Here is a 1,885-nt window from a genome sequence, read left to right on the forward strand (position 1 = left end):
GTCGACCGACCGGTCTCAAGACAACCGACCGATGTCGACTCGGCCCCGCGAGCCGCGTGCGGCTGGCTCGCGCAAGGTCTGCCCCCGCGAGGCACAATGCAGGATGACCACTGACGAGAACCCCCCGGTCGACGTCAAGCCCCGCTCCCGACAGGTGACCGACGGCCTGGAGGCCACCGCGTCGCGCGGCATGCTCCGCGCCGTCGGGCTGGGCGACGACGACTTCGCCAAACCGCAGATCGGCGTCGCGAGCTCCTGGAACGAGATCACGCCCTGCAACCTCTCGCTGGACCGGCTCGCGAAGGCGAGCAAGGAGGGGGTGCACGCCGCGGGCGGGTACCCGCTGGAGTTCGGCACCATCTCCGTCTCGGACGGCATCTCGATGGGGCACGAGGGCATGCACTTCTCGCTCGTGTCCCGCGAGGTGATCGCCGACTCCGTCGAGACCGTGATGCAGGCCGAGCGCCTGGACGGTTCGGTGCTGCTCGCCGGCTGCGACAAGTCGCTGCCGGGCATGCTGATGGCCGCCGCCCGCCTGGACCTGTCCAGCGTGTTCCTCTACGCCGGCTCGATCATGCCGGGCTGGGTCAAGCTGACCGACGGCACCGAGAAGCAGGTCACGATCATCGACGCCTTCGAGGCGGTCGGCGCGTGCTCCCGCGGGCTGATGAGCCAGGAGGACGTCGACCGCATCGAGCGCGCGATCTGCCCCGGCGAGGGCGCGTGCGGCGGCATGTACACGGCCAACACGATGGCGTCGGCGGCCGAGGCGCTCGGCATGTCGCTGCCCGGCTCCGCGGCGCCGCCGGCGGCCGACCGCCGCCGCGACACGTGGGCGCACCGCTCCGGCGAGGCCGTGGTGAACCTGCTGCGCAAGGGAATCACGGCGCGCGACATCCTGACCAAGGAGGCGTTCGAGAACGCGATCGCCGTCGTCATGGCGTTCGGCGGCTCCACGAACGCGGTGCTGCACCTGCTCGCCATCGCGCACGAGGCCGAGGTGGAGCTCACCCTCGACGACTTCTCCCGCGTCGCCGACCGCGTGCCGCACCTGGGCGACCTCAAGCCGTTCGGGCAGTACGTCATGAACGACGTCGACCGCATCGGCGGCGTGCCCGTGGTGATGAAGGCGCTGCTCGACGCCGGGCTGCTGCACGGCGACGCCCTGACCGTCACGGGCCGCACCATGGCCGAGAACCTGGCCGACATCGCGCCGCCCGACCCGGACGGCAAGATCCTGCGCGCGATGGACAACCCGATCCACCGCACGGGCGGCATCACGATCCTGAACGGGTCGCTGGCTCCGGGGGGAGCCGTCGTGAAGTCGGCCGGCTTCGACTCCGACGTCTTCGAGGGCACGGCGCGTGTGTTCGAGCGCGAGCGGGCTGCGCTCGACGCCCTGGAGGACGGCACGATCCAGGCCGGCGACGTCGTCGTCATCCGCTACGAGGGCCCCAAGGGCGGACCGGGCATGCGCGAGATGCTCGCCATCACCGGCGCCATCAAGGGCGCGGGCCTCGGCAAGGACGTGCTGCTCATCACCGACGGCCGGTTCTCCGGCGGCACCACCGGCCTGTGCGTGGGCCACATCGCGCCCGAGGCCGTGGACGCCGGGCCCATCGCCTTCGTGCGCGACGGCGACCGCATCCGCCTCGACGTGGCCTCCAAGACCCTCGACCTGCTGGTCGACCCGGCCGAGCTGGAGGCCCGCTCGGCCGGCTGGGCGCCGCTGCCGCACTCGTACCAGCGGGGCGTGCTCGCCAAGTACACGAAGCTGGTCCAGTCGGCGTCGAAGGGGGCCGTGCTCGAATAAGGCCGTGCTCGAATAGGGCCGTGCTCAAATAGCCGGCGTCGGACCAGGTGTGGGCGCCCGGCGGCTCCGCGG

1 protein-coding gene is annotated in these 1,885 nt (G+C 71.7%); it reads left to right on the plus strand.

All coding sequences use genetic code 11. The features are described from left to right. Window positions 1-103: 103 nt before the first annotated feature. Entirely contained in the window at window positions 104-1,813 is a 1,710-nt protein-coding gene (gene ilvD / locus ACFWEJ_RS28585; RefSeq protein ID WP_377232537.1) for a dihydroxy-acid dehydratase, read from the plus strand. Window positions 1,814-1,885 lie beyond the last annotated feature (72 nt).

The organism is Promicromonospora sp. NPDC060204 (assembly GCF_042728455.1).
Taxonomy (GTDB): domain Bacteria; phylum Actinomycetota; class Actinomycetes; order Actinomycetales; family Cellulomonadaceae; genus Promicromonospora.